General features: G+C 57.2%; 15 protein-coding genes. 8 read left to right on the forward strand and 7 right to left on the reverse strand.

What is annotated here, in order from left to right; translation table 11 throughout:
- Nucleotides 1-6: 6 nt before the first annotated feature.
- From asd to BMY54_RS04850, 3 genes are read right to left on the reverse strand one after another with little or no spacing between them, the layout of a single operon-like run.
- Nucleotides 7-867, reverse strand: a complete 861-nt coding sequence (gene asd / locus BMY54_RS04840; RefSeq protein WP_093430163.1) for an archaetidylserine decarboxylase — start codon at nucleotides 865-867, stop codon at nucleotides 7-9.
- Between the two features lie 18 nt (nucleotides 868-885).
- Nucleotides 886-1,701, reverse strand: a complete 816-nt coding sequence (gene rhdA, locus BMY54_RS04845; RefSeq protein WP_093430164.1) for a thiosulfate sulfurtransferase — start codon at nucleotides 1,699-1,701, stop codon at nucleotides 886-888.
- Nucleotides 1,702-1,743: 42 nt separating this feature from the next.
- Nucleotides 1,744-3,282 carry an HDOD domain-containing protein gene (locus tag BMY54_RS04850; RefSeq protein WP_093430165.1) on the reverse strand — a complete coding sequence of 513 codons (1,539 nt, stop codon included), beginning with the start codon at nucleotides 3,280-3,282 and terminating at the stop codon, nucleotides 1,744-1,746.
- A 166-nt stretch (nucleotides 3,283-3,448) separates the two neighbouring features.
- On the opposite strand from BMY54_RS04850, the gene motA reads away from it, so the two are divergent.
- The 3 genes from motA to BMY54_RS04865 all read left to right on the forward strand — a co-directional run bounded on the left by motA (nucleotide 3,449) and on the right by BMY54_RS04865 (nucleotide 6,635).
- Nucleotides 3,449-4,300 carry a flagellar motor stator protein MotA gene (motA, locus tag BMY54_RS04855; RefSeq protein ID WP_007952169.1) on the forward strand — a complete coding sequence of 284 codons (852 nt, stop codon included), beginning with the start codon at nucleotides 3,449-3,451 and terminating at the stop codon, nucleotides 4,298-4,300.
- Between the two features lie 3 nt (nucleotides 4,301-4,303).
- On the forward strand, nucleotides 4,304-5,380 hold the full coding sequence (gene motB, locus BMY54_RS04860) for a flagellar motor protein MotB (protein ID WP_093430166.1): 1,077 nt from the start codon (nucleotides 4,304-4,306) through the stop codon (nucleotides 5,378-5,380).
- 91 nt (nucleotides 5,381-5,471) lie between these two features.
- Nucleotides 5,472-6,635 (forward strand): sterol desaturase family protein, encoded by a 1,164-nt coding sequence (locus tag BMY54_RS04865; RefSeq protein WP_093430167.1) that lies wholly within the window; start codon nucleotides 5,472-5,474, stop codon nucleotides 6,633-6,635.
- 42 nt (nucleotides 6,636-6,677) lie between these two features.
- Here BMY54_RS04865 and BMY54_RS04870 read toward each other — a convergent pair whose 3' ends face one another.
- From BMY54_RS04870 to rsgA, 4 genes are all read right to left on the reverse strand, one after another.
- Nucleotides 6,678-7,163, reverse strand: a complete 486-nt coding sequence (locus BMY54_RS04870; RefSeq protein ID WP_093430168.1) for a toll/interleukin-1 receptor domain-containing protein — start codon at nucleotides 7,161-7,163, stop codon at nucleotides 6,678-6,680.
- Complete coding sequence (locus BMY54_RS04875; RefSeq protein ID WP_093430169.1) at nucleotides 7,163-8,122, reverse strand: caspase family protein; 960 nt, start codon at nucleotides 8,120-8,122, stop codon at nucleotides 7,163-7,165. Before BMY54_RS04875 ends, BMY54_RS04870 begins: the two co-directional genes overlap by 1 nt.
- A 2-nt stretch (nucleotides 8,123-8,124) precedes the next feature.
- Nucleotides 8,125-8,532, reverse strand: a complete 408-nt coding sequence (locus BMY54_RS04880; protein WP_093430170.1) for a TIR domain-containing protein — start codon at nucleotides 8,530-8,532, stop codon at nucleotides 8,125-8,127.
- Nucleotides 8,533-8,744: 212 nt separating this feature from the next.
- Nucleotides 8,745-9,776, reverse strand: coding sequence for a small ribosomal subunit biogenesis GTPase RsgA (gene rsgA / locus BMY54_RS04885; protein WP_016985702.1), 1,032 nt, complete (start codon nucleotides 9,774-9,776; stop codon nucleotides 8,745-8,747).
- 107 nt (nucleotides 9,777-9,883) lie between these two features.
- Between rsgA and orn the strand changes: the two genes are divergently transcribed.
- The 5 genes from orn (at nucleotide 9,884) to BMY54_RS04910 (ending at nucleotide 16,223) form a co-directional block, all read left to right on the forward strand.
- The gene (orn, locus tag BMY54_RS04890; RefSeq protein ID WP_003221098.1) at nucleotides 9,884-10,426 is read left to right on the forward strand and encodes an oligoribonuclease; all 543 of its coding nucleotides are present in this window, start codon (nucleotides 9,884-9,886) and stop codon (nucleotides 10,424-10,426) included.
- Between the two features lie 92 nt (nucleotides 10,427-10,518).
- Nucleotides 10,519-11,130 (forward strand): trimeric intracellular cation channel family protein, encoded by a 612-nt coding sequence (locus tag BMY54_RS04895; RefSeq protein WP_093430171.1) that lies wholly within the window; start codon nucleotides 10,519-10,521, stop codon nucleotides 11,128-11,130.
- A 174-nt stretch (nucleotides 11,131-11,304) separates the two neighbouring features.
- Entirely contained in the window at nucleotides 11,305-12,336 is a 1,032-nt protein-coding gene (locus BMY54_RS04900; protein ID WP_093430172.1) for a hypothetical protein, read from the forward strand.
- A 187-nt stretch (nucleotides 12,337-12,523) separates the two neighbouring features.
- Nucleotides 12,524-14,950: a leucine-rich repeat domain-containing protein gene (locus BMY54_RS04905; RefSeq protein ID WP_093430173.1), complete on the forward strand. Its 2,427-nt coding sequence runs from the start codon at nucleotides 12,524-12,526 to the stop codon at nucleotides 14,948-14,950.
- Nucleotides 14,951-15,281: 331 nt separating this feature from the next.
- A complete protein-coding gene (locus BMY54_RS04910) occupies nucleotides 15,282-16,223 on the forward strand; it encodes a hypothetical protein (RefSeq protein ID WP_093430174.1) in 942 nt (313 codons plus the stop codon).
- Nucleotides 16,224-16,255 lie beyond the last annotated feature (32 nt).

Below are 16,255 nucleotides of genomic sequence, written 5' to 3' on the forward strand. Positions count from 1 at the left end.
TCATGTTCAGGCTTTTGGCAGCGCCAGGCCTTGCCCCATCTGCACTGGCGAACCCGCCACCAGCTCTTGCGCCCATGTCACCTGATCCGGCCCGAACAGCACGATCGCGGTCGAACCCAGTTTGAAGCGACCCAGTTCGGCGCCTTTTTCCAGATGAATCGGCGCGCGGGCGGCTTCGTCGTAGCGGAAGGTTTTCAGCTCGCGCTTCGGCGGCGTGACCAGACCGGCCCATACGGTTTCGATCGAAGCGACGATCATCGCACCCACCAGCACCACGGCCATCGGCCCGCGCTCGGTGTCGAAAATGCACGCCACGCGCTCGTTGCGGGCGAACAGTTCCGGAACGTTTTCTGCGGTGGTCTGGTTGACCGAGAAGATCCGGCCCGGGATGTAGACCATTTCGCGCAGGGTGCCGGCCAGCGGCATGTGCACGCGGTGGTAGTCCTTCGGCGACAGGTAAATGGTGGCGAAGTCGCCGCCCATGAATGGTGCAGCGTTAGCCGCATCACCGCCGAGCAGTTCCAGCACGCTGAAGCTGTGGCCCTTGGCCTGGAACACGCGACCGTGTTCGATCGGGCCAAGCTGGCTGACCGCACCGTCGGCCGGGCTGAGGATCGCGCCCGGGGTTTCGTCCAGTGGACGCGCACCGTCTTTCAAGGCGCGGGTGAAGAAGGCGTTGAAGTGCTCGTAGGCAGTGAGGTCTTCGACCAGCGCTTGCGACATGTCCACCTGGTAGCGCTTGGCGAACCATTGGGTGAAGGCATTCTTGAACCAGCGCACGCGGCATTCGGCAATGCAGCCGGCCAGACGCGATAGCAGGTGATGAGGCAGCAGGTACTGGCTGAGGATAAACAGACGCTCTTTCATTAGTTGTCCTTAAAAACCTTAAATCTCGACTGGCGTGTCAGGGTGGTTGCCCCATTCGCCCCAGGAACCGGCGTAGCCCTTGACCCGCGGATAACCGAGGGATTTGGCCACCAGATAAGTGAAGCCCGACCGGTGATGGGTCTGGCAGTGGGTAATGATTTCTTTGTCCTTGGTGATCCCGAGGTCTTCGAGGATCTGCGGCATGTCTGTGCGAATGCGCAACTGACGGGCCTTGTCCATGCCGGCAGTCCATTCGAAATTGACCGCGCCGGGGATGTGCCCAGCCTTGGCGGCCAGCACTTTCTCACCGGAATACTCCAGCGGCCCGCGCGCATCCCAGATCGCCAGATCGGCAGCACCGAGGCGGCTCTGCAGGTATTCACGGGTCGCGGTCGGTTCTTCATGCAGGGTCAATGGCACAGGGCCGCCCACTGCAGACGGAACCTGGATCGACATCGGCATGCCGGCCGCCAGCCACGCCGGCAGACCGCCGTCGACGTAGTGATATTTGTCGTGACCGATCACGTCGAGCAGCCAGATGAAACGCCCGGCCCAACCGCCGCCTTCGTCGTCATAGACCACGTAGACCGCATCTTTGCGATGGCCCAGCTCACCGAATAACGCTTCGAGATCGGCTTTCGCCGGCAGCAGTCCCGGCGCCGGCGGCTGACCGAGCTGGGTGCGCTTGGGATCGACAAAGCGTGCGCCGGGAAAGTGACCTTCGGCATAACGGGCAGGGCTGGTCAGGTCCACCAGAATCAGTTCAGGGGAGTCGAGACGCGGGAGCAGGTCGCTCGCCTCGATGACGAGCGGCAAGCCAGAGAAGTCAGACATGTGAGGTCTCCAGAGCACAAAGGGGAGGATTGTAGCGCAGCCTCATCGGCCGCGGCTGCTAAAGCTGTGCAGGGCTTTTTCGATGCACTGTGCGGTTTTGCCAAAGGCTTGCACGGTGATATCGGCGAACGGCCCGCCGCCCTGATCGGCGACGACAATCATGATCACCCGGCCGTTATTGACCAGGGAACGCAGAAACAGATGCTCGCCACGAAACAGGGTGCGCAGGCTCGCTGGCAGCAGAGCGGAGAACTGAGCGTTGTTCTCGGGATTGATCCGCACCTGCGCCTGTTGCGCGAGCAGCCGTTGCAAGACCTTGCTCTGGCTGACGACGAAATTCAGCGCCGCCGCTTCTTTCGGTAGCCCGGCGGTTTGATTCACGCGCAGATTGGACTGTGTGCGATCGGCCATCAGGATCATCACCCGGCGCATGCCGCTGGCGACCAGCGCATCGCGAGCGGCGACGGTCAGGCTCATGGCATTGGTGAAGCGGCTTGGCTCGGCCAATAGCTCGGCGCATTGCTGGCGCCATTGCGTCAGATCTTCCGAGGTTGGCGCAGCTGCGGGCAGCATGCCGGCTGGCAAACGATGGGTGCCCCACGGCCACAGCAACGAAACCGCCGGATGCCACAGGTCGGGCATCGCATGATGGCGCGCGCTGTTGGCGGCTTGCTGGTGCAACTGTTGTTGCACTTCATCCATGGAAATCTGCAGATAAAGGCTGGTCAGGTACTGCCAGCGCTCACTGTGCGGACTGTCCCACGCCTGTTGCGCAGACAGTGCCAGGCCGTTGGCCAGCAGCACGGTGTTGGCCGGCTGGTTGAGCCAGCGGCGCAGGGTCGGGTCGTCATCGAGGCGGTTTTGCTGGCGCAACGGATGTTCACTGTCGCGGGCGATGCGCAGCACTTTGACAAGTTCGCGTTGCTCGCTGAGCAACAGCTTATAACCCTGCTGCACCCAGATCGGCAGATGCCAGGCCTGCACCAACGCTTCAGCGATTTTCAGCAGGCGTACGCCGAACAATTGCTTCTCGACCACGCGCGCCGATTCGCCCTTGTGGATAACCCGCAGTTCCCATTCTTCGAGCAATTGCGGATAAGTCAGCGCCAATGGCCACAGCGGCGACAAAAACAACAGGCTGCCCCAATGAATGTCCTGCCACAGTCGCGCCAGGCGACTGGCGAAAAAACCGTTGGCCTGTTGCGTCGCGTGCTGGCTGATCATCTGTAACTGGCGCAGGGCCTTGGGGATTTGCATCTGCGGTTCAGCCGGCAGGCGCGCGAGCAATTCTTCAGTCCGCGCCAGGCCGAGACGGTTGATCGCCACCTCGAGATTTTCCGCCGGTGCGGCCATGGTGCCGTGGGTGTGACGATTCGCCTCACGGATGATGCTCAAGGCCAGTGCCGGGCTGTCCTGCATCAGGTCGGCGATGTCGCGCAGCGAACTGCGATTGTCGCGGATCGCCCGACAGACTTTGTCGTGAGCCTCTTGCGGCACGGGCAGCCGGACGCTGTCGAGCATCTTGACCCAGCCGTCGAGCGTGGTCGGTTTTGCGTGTGGGACGTTCGTTTCATTAGCCATGTCTGGACGGGATCTTCACTGACTGTAGACGCGCCCGGCATGGGCTAAATTGGCTTTTCGCCTGAACTGGCTATAGTCTGGCGCAGTTTTGCCGATAAGTAGAAGAAGAGATTTTTTAACTTCCGAATATGACCTTGAACCCGACTTAAATAAGTACTTTCTACCTATGGCTAAAATTATCGGCATCATCGTCGTATTCGCGAGCGTGCTCGGCGGATACGTGCTCTCCCACGGCAAGATTGCCGCCCTGATCCAGCCCTTCGAGGTGATGATCATCGGTGGTGCGGCACTGGGTGCATTCCTCCAGGCCAACCCCGGTTACATGACGATGCACGTGCTCAAGAAATCCCTGAGCATGTTCAGTTCGCGCTTCAGCCACACGTTCTATCTGGAAGTGCTCGGGCTGATCTACGAGATCCTCAACAAGAGCCGCCGCGAAGGCATGATGGCCATCGAAGGCGACATCGAAGATGCCGCTGCGAGCCCGATCTTCGCCAAGTACCCGGCAGTCCTCAAAGACGAACGCATGACCGCGTTCATCTGCGATTACCTGCGCATCATGTCGTCCGGCAACATGGCGCCGCACGAGCTGGAAGGCTTGTTCGACATGGAACTGTACAGCCTGAAAGAAGACCTTGAGCATCCATCTCATGCGGTGAACGGCATCGCCGATGCCATGCCCGGTTTCGGTATCGTCGCGGCGGTACTCGGTATCGTGGTGACCATGGCCTCGCTGGGTGAAGGCGATCAGAAGTCCATCGGCCTGCACGTCGGTGCGGCACTGGTCGGTACCTTCTTCGGTATTCTCGCAGCGTACGGTTTCTTCGGCCCATTGGCGCATTCCCTGGCCCACGATGCCAAGGAAGAGCTGAACGTCTACGAAGCCATCAAGGCCTCGCTGGTGGCTTCGGCTTCCGGCATGCCGCCGTCGCTGGCGGTCGAGTTCGGTCGCAAGGTGCTGTACCCGGCCCACCGTCCAAGCTTTGCCGAGCTGGAACAAGCCGTTCGCGGTCGCTAAGTCATGGAAAATAATCAGCCGATTATCATCAAGCGCGTCAAGCGCATAGCCGGCGGGCATCACGGCGGGGCGTGGAAAATCGCCTTCGCCGACTTCGCCACGGCGATGATGGCGTTCTTCCTGGTGTTGTGGCTGCTGTCCACCGCCACGCCCGAGCAGAAGATCGCCATCGCCGGTTACTTCAAAGACCCGGTCGGCTTTTCCGAAAGCGGCACGCCGTACATCATCGACCTGGGCGGCACGCCGACCCTGGCGCCGGAAAACACCCTCAACCCGGAAGTGAAATCGCAGCCGCAGCCTGACAAGGTTACGGTCGATACTGAACAGGTTGAAGGCATGGCCGAGCAGGTCGAGAAGGAGCGTCTGGAACTGCTGCTGCAAGAACTGCAGAACAAGGTCGACGAGAACCCGCAGTTGCAGAAATTCAAGGATCAGATCCTCTTCGAGATCACTCCGAATGGCTTGCGCATCCAGATCATGGACGCCGAGAACCGGCCGATGTTCGACTCCGGTTCTGCACGCCTGAAACCGTACTTCGAAGACATCCTGCTGGCCATGGCCGACACCATCAAAGCGGTGCCGAACAAGATCAGCATCAGCGGTCACACGGACGCCAAGCCTTACACCGGCACCGGTGATTTCGGTAACTGGGAATTGTCGGCCAACCGTGCCAACGCTGCCCGTCGTGCACTGGTCGCCGGTAGCTATCCGGATGCGCAAGTGGCGCGGGTCGTCGGTTATGCCTCGTCGGCGCTGTTCGACAAGGAAAACCCGTTCAACCCGGTCAACCGTCGCATCGACATTGTGGTGTTGACCAAAAAAGCCCAGGCGGCCATCGAAGGTGCGCAAGGTGCGGATCCGGCGAAACCGGCGGATCAAGGTCAGAATGGTGCCGCTCCGGCAGCCCCAGTCGACCCGAATGCACTGCCGGCGGATCAGCAACCGGTGCCGGCGCACGAGCTTCGCGAGCGGTTGAATCTGTTCGACGACGCTGCGCCGAAACCGGTTGAGCCGGGGAGTGCGGCGCCCGCGCCTGCTGCCCCGCCAGCCACTGTGCCGGCCCCCGCGCCGAAACAGTGACCGACAAAAAGCCACGGTTACCGTGGCTTTTTTGTATCTGCCTGCGTCGCAATGACCAGTCGCAGTTTTCGCAATCACGGAAGATCAGTAAATGGAAAGACTCAAAGCCTATTTTCAACGGCACGGCAACGCTCCCTTCAAATTTGGCGAGGGCCGGGTCAGTGGCTATATATCAGCCACCCTCGGGCTGTTGAGCCTGTTGGCGGTGTTCTGCTTCCTGTTTCCCGAGTGGCTGACCACAGCCGAACTGCGCAAGGTCTATGACGAGCAGTTCGCGCGCACCACGCTATTGCTCGGTCTGGTGGTTTCGTTCAGCCTCGGCACCCTGAATATCCTGCTCAACAAACGCAAGCGTCTGGGGATTACCGGTCTGGTTGCATCGGGCCTGGCGGTGTTCCTTGGGGGCACCAACGTACAAGTCAGCTCGATCGGGCAGACCCCGTACTCGCTCGGTCTGGACTGGTTCGTGCTGGCGCTGCTGGTGTCGGCGATCGTGTTCATTCCGCTGGAAAAACTATATTCCAAGGATCCCGAGCAAAACATCCTGCGCCCGCACTGGCGCACCGACCTGACCTACTTTTTCGTCAGCCACATGCTGGTGCAGTTCATCCTGATCTTCATCACCGCCTCGTCGAGTTACATCGCCGGCTGGGCGGTGTCGCCGGGCTTGCAAGCGAGCGTGCAAAGCCTGCCGCTCGTTGTGCAGTTTCTGCTGGCGATACTGGTCGCCGATCTCGGTCAGTACTGGCTGCACCGGCTCTACCATGTAGTGCCATGGCTGTGGCGCATTCACGCGGTGCATCACTCCAGTACGCACATGGACTGGCTCGCCGGCTCCCGCGTGCACTTCATTGAAATCCTGCTGACCCGCACTGGCGTGCTGGTGCCATTGATGCTGCTGGGCTTCGCGCCGCAAGCGTTGAATGCCTATGTAATCCTGGTCGGTGTTCAAGCGGTACTGGCCCACGCCAACGTGCGAATCAACGGCGGCTGGCTGAACTACCTGATCGTGCTGCCGCGCTATCACCATTGGCACCACGCCCGGCACAAGGACTACATCTACAAAAACTACGCGATCCACACGCCGCTGGTGGATATGCTCTTCGGTACGTTCAAGCTGCCGCCAAAGGAATGGCCGGTGCGTTATGGCGTGTTTGGCAAGGAGCTGCCAGGCGGGATTGTGCGTCAGCACCTGTATGCGTTTCGCAAGCCTGAGCCAAAAGTAGTTGTGCCAAAACCGCCGGCCAGCGTGTGAGGCAAAAAAAGCCGCGAGATGATCGCGGCTTTTTTACGTCTGTCAGAACCCGCGCCGAATCCGGTTCTTCAGTTGTTCGTGGAAAATCTCGGCGTTGCGCTTATAGGTGCCGCTAAAGGATTCATTGCTCGAATCCAGCGTCATCGAGCGTTTATTCGACACTTCCTCGCGATACGCGTCGATAAAGAAATTCAGATCACTGTCCGTGCTCAGCTTCGGCCACTTATCCAGATACAACGGCAGTTCCGTCGGCCCGGTCTTGAACGAGCAGATCCGCCGGTTGCTGATGGTCGCTTCGCCAATTTCGAACGGCACCCACCACGATAACGCAGTCTTTTCCGAGACCACTGCCAGCAGGTGCGTGCATTCGGTGATGTTGCGGGTGATGACCCCAGTGATGTCGTCGGTGGTCTGCGACTCGGGGTCGAGCACGTCGAGGTAGGTTTTGATGTTGGCCTGGATCAGGCGGCTATTGATGGCGATGGCGTGGGCGCGATCCATGTGGCGGTAGCTGATGAATACGGGCATCAGAAGTGTCCTTTTATGGCGAGTTCGCGGTAGTAGGCGCCGAGGGCGGTGAGGCGGCAGCCGGTGGAGTTGATGGCGGCGTAGTACATGTGTTCGGCGTCCACGGGCTCGATCAGGCTGTGGCGATTGCACATTTGCAGTTGCTTGAAGATGTCGCCGTGCTCGGGGTTGAACAGCGCTTCGGTGGGCTCGTAGCTGGGGTCGAGTCTGAAAACGAAGCTCGGTTCCGGGAACCAGTCCTTGAGTTTGCGCAGGGTTTCTTCGGCGATCAGCGGCGTGACCTCGCGTAGCGGCACAAACTGCGAGACATTGGTCTTGAATACCGGACGCTGTTCCCAGGCTCCCAGCGCATTGTCGACAAACGAATAGACGCTACCGGGGGTGACCTTGCCGAGTACGTTGGCAGCGCCACCATGCAGCGCTTGCAGCAACAGATCCGTAAATACCCCGTGACCGCGGCTTTCCAGGGCGTACTGTTCTTTTTTGCAGGCGGTGAGAATGGTCACGCCTTCGCCGATCACACTGCTGCCGCCGCGCAGGTTGCGCAGGGCGCCTGCTGCACCGGCCTGGCAGCAATCGAGAATGATGATTTTATTCTTGATGTGCGGGGCCTTGTCCGCCCATTCCAGAATGTCGCTGATGCGGATACCGTCTCCGCCAGGCTGATAGTCCTGGGGAATCAGTAGTCCTTCGTCGATGCTGCTGTCGAACTGCCCATGACCGGCGAAGTACAGCAGTGCCACGTCACAGTCGCCTGAGAACAGGCTCTGGATCTGCTGTTTCATGAGTTTGAGCGTTAGTTGTTCTTCGGCCGACGTCAGCACTTTGCTGCTGAAGTTCGGGCGCCCGTTGGCGTGACGCTCCAATACCGAAGCCATGGCCATTGCGTCGTTGTTACAACCGCTCAACGGTGAGACGTAGTCGTAGTGGTTGATGCCGATAAACAGTCCCTTGCGCATGATCACACCGCCGTATGCAGGCGAATCGCGCTGACGATGCTATTGGTGTTCCACGCGCATTCGGCGTGTGCCGCGTCACGTACCACGGCGGAAATGCGCTCGGCGCCGAATGGCTTGATCGCGATGATCACCTTGCCCATGCGTTTGGCGATCTCGATTTCCTTGTTGATCCACTTGCTGTAGGTCGAATACATCCCGGCCATGATTAGTACCGCCGAGCAGGGGCGAATCTTGTTTTCGATGGCTTCTTCGAGCTGCTTGTCGGTCTGCGCGCCCATGATCGGGTTATGTGGCGGCACGGAAAAATTCTTGAAACTGAAATCCGGCCTGGCGCCGAGCAGGCGTACCAGATTGTCGTGAGCGTGGGCGTAGTTCCACGAATGGCTGATGAACAGGTGATAGGTCTGCATGGGGTTCCTCGAAGGTCGCGAAGGTGCGAAGGAGGACCCCAATCTAGGCATCTGGAGCTTGCCTACAAGGGTTGGGCGGTGAAAGAGAAATGTCCTGCAGGCAGGCGTGTGCGGGCCTGTAAGAAAAGTCTGGCGTTTAACGGAATCGAGGGTTTGTCAGGCGCAGTCCGACATCCGGCAGCCCTCGGGCGAGGTACTGCCGGTGCAGATGTTTAGTAGCCGTTTTCCGGCAGGCTGGCGATGATCGAGCGGTAGCTGTTCATCCGCTGCTGCTGCACGCGGCCATCTTCCAGCGCCTTGAGCAGTGCACAACCGGGTTCGCGGTCGTGTTTGCAGTCGCGAAAGCGGCAGGTGCCGAGTAGGTCATTGAACTCGATGAAACCGGCTTCAACATCGGCGCGGCTGACGTGACCCAAGCCGAATTCGCGGATACCCGGGGAGTCGATCAACTCACCGCCGCCAGGGAAGTGGAACAGGCGCGCAGTAGTCGTCGTGTGCGTACCCTGACCGGACAACTCGGACAACGGCCCGACACGGGTTTCCACTTCAGGCAGCAAGCTGTTGACCAGCGATGACTTGCCGACACCGGACTGGCCGACGAACACGCTGATGCGGCCGTCGAGCTGCTGTTGCAGTTGTTCCATGCCGTTGCCGTGGTGCGCCGACACTTCCAGCACCGGATAACCGAGAGTGCGGTACACCGCCAGCAGCGCATTCAGTGCTGGGGCGTTCTGCTCGTCGATCAAGTCGAATTTGTTCAACAGCAGCAGCGGCCGGATGCCAGCGTGTTCGGCGGCAACCAGATAGCGGTCGATCAGGTTGGCATGCGGCTCGGGCAGCGGCGCGAAGACGATGACGATCATGTCGACGTTGGCGGCTACCGGTTTGAGCTGGCCACGGCTGTCCGGGCGGCACAGTTCGGTGGTGCGCGGCAGTTGCGCAACAATCACCCCGATGCCCTGATTGCCGGCACGCCAGACGACTGTGTCGCCGGTTACCAGCGCAGGCAGGTTGGCGCGCAAGTGGCAGCGGAACACCTGGCCGGCCTGATCACCGTCAACGGCCTCGACCTCGACCTGTACACCGAAGTGGGCAATCACCAGGCCGGTCTGTTCCGGGCCCAGGTCGCCGCCCTCAAGGGCTTCGACAGCCGAGGACTCGCGTTTGGCGGCGCGTGCAGCGCGCTCGCCCTGAATCTTTTCGATGCGCCAGTTTTGACGACGATTGAGTTGGCGTTTGGCCATGGGTGTTCCGTCTGAAGAATGCAGCGATTAGGTAAAACGGCCGCGAGTTTAGCACGCCCGGCCACCGGCCTAGGCTAAACTGCGCAGCATTGCCTAGGAGCCGACATATGCAAAACCCGCAGAACCTGATCTGGATCGACCTGGAAATGACCGGTCTGGATCCGGAAAACGACGTCATCATCGAGATGGCCACCATCGTCACCGACAGTGATCTGAACACCTTGGCCGAAGGCCCGGTGATCGCTATCCACCACAGTGACGAAGTGCTCGCGCGTATGGACGAGTGGAACACCCGCACCCACGGCAACTCCGGCCTGACCCAGCGCGTGCGTGACAGCCGAATCAGCATGGCCGAAGCCGAAGCTGAAACCATCGCCTTCCTGGAAAAATGGGTACCGAAGGGCAAGTCGCCGATCTGTGGCAACAGCATCTGTCAGGATCGCCGCTTCCTTTATACCCACATGAAAGCGCTGGAAAGCTATTTCCACTATCGCAACCTCGACGTCTCCACGCTCAAGGAACTGGCCGCGCGCTGGGCACCGGACGTGCGCGACAGCTTCAAGAAGGGCAGCACCCACCTGGCGCTGGACGACATCCGCGAATCGATCGCCGAGCTGCAGCACTACCGCAAGCATTTCATCAAGTTCTGATGCCTGGCGATGGGGGCGGGCATTGCGATTGCCCCCTTTTGGTGCCGCACTGAAATGGCTAGACTGCGCGCCTTCCTGCCTGGATCGCCACCATGTTGCTGATGCTCTATCTGATCGCCATCACCGCTGAAGCCATGACTGGCGCCCTGTCTGCCGGGCGGCGCGGCATGGACTGGTTTGGCGTGGTACTGATCGCCTGCGTAACAGCCTTGGGCGGTGGCTCGGTGCGCGATGTGCTGCTCGGGCATTATCCGCTGACCTGGGTAAAACACCCGGAATACCTGGTGCTGACTTCGGTCGCGGCAATGTTCACCGTGTTCACCGCGCGCTGGATGCGCCACTTGCGTTCGCTGTTCCTGGTGCTCGACGCCGTCGGTCTGGTGGCGTTCACCCTGATTGGCTGCATGACCGCACTGGAAATGGGCCACGGCATGCTGGTGGCGTCGGTCAGCGGCGTGATCACGGGGGTGTTTGGTGGCATCTTGCGCGATATTTTCTGCAACGACATTCCGCTGATCTTTCGCCGCGAACTGTATGCGAGCGTCTCCTTCGCCGCAGCATGGTGCTACATGCTGTGTCTTTATCTGAATGTGCCTGGTGAACAAGCCATTCTGATTACGCTGTTCGGCGGATTCTTGTTACGTCTGCTGGCCATCCGTTTTCATTGGGAAATGCCCAAGTTTGTTTATAACGACGAGCCTTGATGGTTGTCGCCGGAAATAGTTGTTTGCCAGATAAAAGTCTGTAAGCCACTAGAGGTTTGCAAGCGTATGTTTCTTACATTTTTCGCTTTGCTGTTTATTTGAAAGGTCTGTAATTTTTTTGTTGGCATATTTTCGATGTCGACATTTAAATATTACTCTTCGAAGGAACACATCATGAGTGAAAGCATGGATGCTACACACGATCAGCAAACCACTGCGCCCATATTCGCAGGCCTTGCCATTATGAAGGTCAAGTTTGATGCGAGCGACAATACTCGCACCAAGTCGCTGTTTGGTAATGGCCGGATGCAGGTGAAAGTACAAGTTCTGGTTTCCGGGATAGACGCCAACGGCAATGCCATGCACGTGCCTGCAGATGTAATGGAAAGCATCGAACTGATTCATTACAGCACTGGCAAAACGTTGCGCGACGGCTGGGCCGCAAGCACCGATCAAGGGCGGTTTACGATTGAGGCACGACCTTCAACCTCCGCCGGAGACGCTCCCGACAACGATCCGGAAAATGACAGCGTCCATCCTCAGGTCCGCACGTTTTGGGTATCCTCATCGAGCGCCGGGACGACCCAGATTGGTGCGCGCCTGTCGCTGAACGGTGAGAGGATTCTCAGTAATGGAACGACACTCTCCAGTGTTCATGACAGTAGTGTAACCATCGAAGCACAACCGCCATCGGCGTACTCCATCGAAGAATTTCGCTGGTATCAAACCCGGCGCGGCGATGAATTGCCCGGCAATCGAATCTGGAGCCATCGTCTTGGGCTCTATCCGCGAGGGCAGCAGATCAAGCTGGTCGATTGGGTTGTAGACGGAGTAGGAGAAGGCGTTGACCATAAGTTTGCGGGGGGTAACAGACTTAATGAAATAAAAACCAATTATATGGAGGTCATTCTTGTTCGCCCTGAAAAACAAAGTGTGACTGTGATCTTGCCGGCTAACGGAGATCCTTTTGTATACACCTTTTTTCCTGACGCCCATACATGGGGTCGAGAACATTATGATGTGAAGATTCAGAGCGATGGCGAGCTAACTGTCGTGCAAGCCCTGTCCGAATACTCGGAAGCCGGTAAAGGTTCCAAGTACGGAAACAAGCTTCACTTTCTTGCCATTGATGAACACGGTACGGAGCATAGGCTGGCGATTCGCGTAAACTTTTACGAGCGAAATTTATATCTGGAACGAGGCTAAGACTCACCTTCGCTGATGCAATGCCAGTGGATGTAGTAGATATATATGCTTTTTGGCATGGTAACTACCGATAAGCTGTGGTGTTCAATTATCAGGTAATTGCATTCAAAGTGCTTTTGCTTATATCGAGTGTTGGCCCCTTCTGTAATGCGGGGCCAACGCAGCCATATCTCAAGGATGAGCAGCCATGACTGGCAAACCGCCAAAGGTCAAACCTGTACCTGCCCCAATCAAAATCCCCGAATTCAGCGTAGACGGTACTCATCGGCCACCGCCCGGCTCTTCAGCAATGCCGCACCTGTCTATACCCCATCACCTCGAAACGCTGCCCGTTTCCTTCGGGCCTGACTCGATCGCAGTGACGCCAGCGATCAGAGTGAGCGTGAACCCGAGGTCATCTGCGATCGATGAGTTCGCGATGCGTGCCGCGAAGTACTCACTGGCAGATTACTGGATACCCGCACCCAAAATCTTCGGTGAAGCCGATGCGCAAGGCATCAGGATTGTGAAGCAGCGCCAGTACGTGGCCGTGGCCGATGACCATGTCGTGCAAGTGGTGCTGGACGCTGAGAGCGGGCTGTTTCGCGCCACGCTGGCCAGTGAACTCGAGCCCTCCGGCCCGCTATTGAAGCCGGACAACGAAGGCCGGTTCTGGGGGCCGCTGGACAGCGATGTCACCCCCTTCACTGACTCAATCTCAGTACAAACCGCAGAACTTTTTCGGCGGATGGGCCGTTCCGTGGCGCAATTTTCCGCCGCCATGGTTGCACGTGTGCTGGCAGTGAGCGGGGTCAATGAACCAGTGCTGCGCGATGTGCTCATGAATGATCGCCCTGCGCCTTTTTTACTGGAGGACACCATCAGGCGATTCGAACTTGATCAGACGATTCAGGCGCAGAGACGCGGGGCCGCCCCTGAGCGATTTAGGCGGTTCAAGGATCTGGAAGATGCCTTTGAATCCGATTGCGATGAAAACACTTTACGGATGCGCCGGGTGTTTCCACATCTACCGAAAACCGCTGCGCAGGCGATATGGCGCAATATGAGCGCTGCCGAACGTTTACATATGCACAACCTGCCAGGCATGCCTCAGCGAGTGGCGAAAGAGGCACTGGTGGCGCTGCGAGAGATTCGCCTGGCAAGGGCCGTGGAAGGCATTCACTTAGAGGCCGTAGCCAACCCGGACAGTGATCGGTTAGTGCTGCATATGCTCGGAAATCTGGCGAATTGGCCGCGGCAGACGCGTGTCGAGATTCGCCAAAGGACGATGGACGGACATGTCCTGAGCGCTATCGGCGACGCCCGATCACCGTTTCGTCACATACTGATCCGTCAGGATGATGGCTATACCGTTGCAAGCAGCCCGCCGCCACTACCAGGGGCGCACAATCTGTATTCGACAGTCTGGTCTCTGTTGTCGCCAGAGCAGCGTCAGGCGCTCGGTATTTCTGGCAATGGCGGCCGAGCGCTGCAAAAAGTAATCCGTACTCAGCCTTCACCATCGCGCCAAGTGGTGAACGAAGTGCTGCACTTAGCACCACTGGCACTCACAGTCAAGGCTACTAAAACGCAAGACCGGCAAGCGGGACTTTTGCGCGGCGGAGCCGACGTCAGCCCTGAATCGACAAAGTCTTTTGAAAGTCGCGTACGTGATCTTTACCCCGGGATTTCGGACGAAGACGTGGCTGCGTTCATTGACAAGCGCTTACAGCACGATCCCTCTGGAGTTCTGAGGCGGCTGGAAAATGAATTCTCCACGCTGCGTCACGAATTGGAAGTTTGGCGCGTTGAAGCGCCTCCACATCCAACAGAGGGTGTGGAATGGAGCGTCGAGGCGTCTGTCGAGCAATTACAGTTGCGTCAGGGGTTCAGCGAAAAACTGCAATTGGCGTGGCAGCAAAAGATGCTTTCAGAGGAAGACGCAGCAAATGAAAGTTTCAGTTCGTTCATCGATTTCAACGCCGAGTTGCCGCAAATGAGCGCCAGATTCGAGCACGTGACGGAGTTGGTGTTGGAGGCGCGGAATCCAGGCGTGAAATTGGGCAGATTTCTCGACAGTTTCCCCAACCTCAGTTATTTGGTTCTTGAAAAGGTGCGCATGGATGGATTCGCTTCGGGCATTTTCCAAATGCGTGACTTGCGACACCTGATCTTGAAAGACTGTTCACTTCAACTGTCTGAAACCGAAGCGGAGGGGCTTTCGAGAATCGAAACGCTGACCCTGTTGAGGCTTGACGGAAATCCGTTGGGTGTCGTTCCTCATGTGGGGTTCATGCGTCATCTGAAAGAGTTGTATCTGGGTAACGTGGGGCTGACCAGTATTCCCTCCGGTGTAGAGCGACTGAGTAGGCTGAAAATCCTTGATTTATGCGATAACAATATTGTTGATGTCGGTGATGATTTTTTTGAAGTGCCCGATGCGCAAGACATATATGTCGATCTGAAGGGTAATCCGCTAAGCCATGCGGCAATATTACGTATCAGTGAATATCTGCAAAACGCCAGCATGGATAGCAAAATCGTTATCAGAGTTCAGGAGCAGGTGTTTGATGAGGTTTACGAACTTTCCGAATTTTCTGATAGTGGTGTGGGATCTGATAGCGATGGAGGTTGAGCTTTTTTTCATGTGAAAATTATCGCTTGGTAACAGTGTTGATAGGGTCCACTTAAAGTTTCGTTTTCAAACGATTTCTTGATAGTGGGCTTTTTTGTGCGCGAAGACTTTATAGTTGGAGCGTTACGCAGGATGTTTGATTGGTATGGGCGGTGTGATTATTTTTCTGGCGGGTGAGTTGTTTCGATTGTTGTGTTGTTTTAATTGTCTGTTTAAAACCTAACATATGGAAATAAAGCGCTTCTGTTATTTGTCCTTGTTGCGTGTATCAATATGCCGGGTCGAGTGCGTTGTAACGCCTCCTAAATAAGATGGTTAATGGGGTTTTTATATGTCTGAGCAGAACTTGAGTATTCAGCGACTTGAAGTGAAGTTTGATGCTTCTACGATTCGTCATAAGGCTCTTTATGCCAACGGCCGTATGCAAGTCAGGGTTTTGGTGCTGGTTTCGGGAGAAAATTCGCAGGCTGAGGAAGTATCGCTCTATGGGCATCCCGCCCTTCAGACATTGAAGTTGATCAGCTATGACACCTCTGCACCGTTGAGTGGGAATTGGAGCGTCGGAACCCAGGAGAACCGCTACGCCCACGATATGTCAGGTGGTGCGGCCCGCGTTGTGCCGTTGGTGCCAGCGCCGGATAACCGGATATCCGATCCTTCGGAAAGTGTGCAGATTTTCGAGTTTTGGGTTACCAGCAGTCGTCCAGGCTCAATTCAAGTTGCCGCTGAAATTACGCTGCAAGGCGTGAGGTATCGAAGCAATGGTCGCAATGGCTATGACAGCAGTATCACGCTGGAAGCAATCGCTCCCAAGCATTATCCAATCGCTAATTTTGTCGTGAAAAAGACTCGGGTTCTAGAATTGCCCAGTCTTTTTGAGCAGACCGAATTACACAGTATCGCTTTGCATGCGGAAGGTCGGCGGATCAATCTGCTTGATTGGACGAGTTTCGACACCAAATATGACGACGAGTTTGCAACCGAGTTTTTCTCATCGGGTAATGCCCTCGATGTATCGCCAGGACTGAGAAGTTATGTTGCCTTTATTGGACCGATTTATGGTGCACAAGTCACCGCGCGTACTTCGCAGGGATTCCGCTCCGTGACTCAGGATCCGGGCACGATTTCAATACTAAGTCATTTGACGCAAGAGTATCCGAACAAGCCTGAGCACACAGCACAACTGGATTTGCAGGTTTTTGATGAATACGGCACCGAGCACGGAATTCGTATCAATCCCGATGTCGCTAATCGATCCTACCTATTAAGTTGACAGATATTTTCCGTATTAGCTCTGGCTTGGTT

It is taken from the genome of Pseudomonas sp. ok266, assembly GCF_900110195.1.
GTDB lineage: Bacteria > Pseudomonadota > Gammaproteobacteria > Pseudomonadales > Pseudomonadaceae > Aquipseudomonas > Aquipseudomonas neuropathica.

Coding starts and splice junctions, on each gene's coding strand:
- asd (WP_093430163.1), bottom strand. CDS start 867: ATGAAAGAGCGTCTGTTTATCCTCAGCCAGTACCTGCTGCCTCATCAC.
- rhdA (WP_093430164.1), bottom strand. CDS start 1,701: ATGTCTGACTTCTCTGGCTTGCCGCTCGTCATCGAGGCGAGCGACCTG.
- BMY54_RS04850 (WP_093430165.1), bottom strand. CDS start 3,282: ATGGCTAATGAAACGAACGTCCCACACGCAAAACCGACCACGCTCGAC.
- motA (WP_007952169.1), top strand. CDS start 3,449: ATGGCTAAAATTATCGGCATCATCGTCGTATTCGCGAGCGTGCTCGGC.
- motB (WP_093430166.1), top strand. CDS start 4,304: ATGGAAAATAATCAGCCGATTATCATCAAGCGCGTCAAGCGCATAGCC.
- BMY54_RS04865 (WP_093430167.1), top strand. CDS start 5,472: ATGGAAAGACTCAAAGCCTATTTTCAACGGCACGGCAACGCTCCCTTC.
- BMY54_RS04870 (WP_093430168.1), bottom strand. CDS start 7,163: ATGCCCGTATTCATCAGCTACCGCCACATGGATCGCGCCCACGCCATC.
- BMY54_RS04875 (WP_093430169.1), bottom strand. CDS start 8,122: ATGCGCAAGGGACTGTTTATCGGCATCAACCACTACGACTACGTCTCA.
- BMY54_RS04880 (WP_093430170.1), bottom strand. CDS start 8,532: ATGCAGACCTATCACCTGTTCATCAGCCATTCGTGGAACTACGCCCAC.
- rsgA (WP_016985702.1), bottom strand. CDS start 9,776: ATGGCCAAACGCCAACTCAATCGTCGTCAAAACTGGCGCATCGAAAAG.
- orn (WP_003221098.1), top strand. CDS start 9,884: ATGCAAAACCCGCAGAACCTGATCTGGATCGACCTGGAAATGACCGGT.
- BMY54_RS04895 (WP_093430171.1), top strand. CDS start 10,519: ATGTTGCTGATGCTCTATCTGATCGCCATCACCGCTGAAGCCATGACT.
- BMY54_RS04900 (WP_093430172.1), top strand. CDS start 11,305: ATGAGTGAAAGCATGGATGCTACACACGATCAGCAAACCACTGCGCCC.
- BMY54_RS04905 (WP_093430173.1), top strand. CDS start 12,524: ATGACTGGCAAACCGCCAAAGGTCAAACCTGTACCTGCCCCAATCAAA.
- BMY54_RS04910 (WP_093430174.1), top strand. CDS start 15,282: ATGTCTGAGCAGAACTTGAGTATTCAGCGACTTGAAGTGAAGTTTGAT.